This window comes from Mesorhizobium sp. M4A.F.Ca.ET.020.02.1.1 (genome assembly GCF_004022645.1).
In the GTDB taxonomy this organism is placed as follows: domain Bacteria; phylum Pseudomonadota; class Alphaproteobacteria; order Rhizobiales; family Rhizobiaceae; genus Mesorhizobium.
On sequence record NZ_RZOI01001150.1, the window covers coordinates 1 to 1135 of the forward strand.

Here is a 1135-nt window from a genome sequence, read left to right on the forward strand (position 1 = left end):
GAGACAGAGGCCGACCTCACCAGTTTCGAGGCGCTGCCTTCAAGCAGCGCCTCGAAACTGGTGAGGTCGGCCTCGACCTGGGCGACCGAATTTGCCTGCAGCGCGAGTTCGAACAGCGAACCCGCATAGCGTTCTGCGACAGCTGAGATTGGCGATGACGATTGAGCCACGGACCGTCTTTTCTCTTGTCTGACAGGCCGCAGATTGTTGGCGCGAGCGAGAACTCTGGCTAAATCTTTGACCTTACTGCATTTTTCCAAGCACGGAGGCGCGGCTTCCGCTATCCCCGGCCGAAAGTCGATTGCCGTCTAGCACAGGCCTTTTAAGACCGCAATGCGTCGTCCGGCATGGTTTTCAGGCACTTTTGTCGCATCCGGCGGTAGAGCCCGGCCGCAAGCGGCGGATTAGTCGGTGATTCAGGGCAAAAAGCCGAAAGCAAAGGCCAGCGGCAACGCCGCCAGCACCAGTTCAACCACGATGGAAGCCCAATTGAAAGGGGTGTTGGCGCCGTCCGACATCATCGACAGCAAACGGCCGAAAGCGGTGAACAGCCAGGAGAAGCCGAGCGCCATGTAAAGCAGCGGCTGCGCGAGCAGGATGCAGCACAGGCTGACGCCGAGATAGAAGCCCGACATGCGGCCGCGCCCCTCGGCGATCGCCGCCGCCTTCTCCGGCCTGGCCTGCAGCCTGAGGATCCTGAAAGCGAGGTTCGGCGCCAGGAACAGCAACAGGCCGATGAGCAAGGTCGCCACGGCGCTCGACCATGCCAGCCACTCGCCCTGGCTCATCGGCCACGGAAACGCAAATTCCATCTTGCCCCCTCGTAAATGCCTGTTTGAAAACCGGGGCATTCTAGCGGAGGAAAAGCCGCGCGCCAGATGGCGCCGGAACTTTAGGAAGGCGTATCAAGACAGGGCGAATGCGACCGCCGCCTCGGCGTGCAGGCGCGTGGTGTCGAACACCGGAATGTCGAAGTCCGCCTGGCCGATCAGCATGGTGATCTCGGTGCAGCCCATGATGACGCCGTCGATGTTCTCATCGCGCCGCAGGCGGCCAACTTCCTCGACATAGGCCGCATGCGATTCGGATTTGACGATGCCTTGGCAGAGTTCGTCATAGATCACCCGGTGTACCA

General features: G+C 61.1%; 3 protein-coding genes. All 3 read right to left on the reverse strand.

All coding sequences use genetic code 11. The features are described from left to right. A partial coding sequence (locus tag EN742_RS35575; protein ID WP_189375747.1) for a F0F1 ATP synthase subunit delta occupies window positions 1-170 on the reverse strand: 170 nt, incomplete at its 3' end. A gap of 246 nt (window positions 171-416) precedes the next feature. Beyond that, window positions 417-812, reverse strand: a complete 396-nt coding sequence (locus tag EN742_RS35580) for a DUF4345 family protein (protein ID WP_126057603.1) — start codon at window positions 810-812, stop codon at window positions 417-419. A gap of 93 nt (window positions 813-905) precedes the next feature. Continuing rightward, window positions 906-1135, reverse strand: a 230-nt coding sequence (locus EN742_RS35585; protein WP_189375748.1) for an aspartate/glutamate racemase family protein, incomplete at its 5' end; no start/stop codon positions are given.

What these genes read in the sequence shown, in the direction of transcription:
- EN742_RS35580 (WP_126057603.1), bottom strand. Translation starts at nt 812, where the DNA reads ATGGAATTTGCGTTTCCGTGGCCGATGAGCCAGGGCGAGTGGCTGGCA.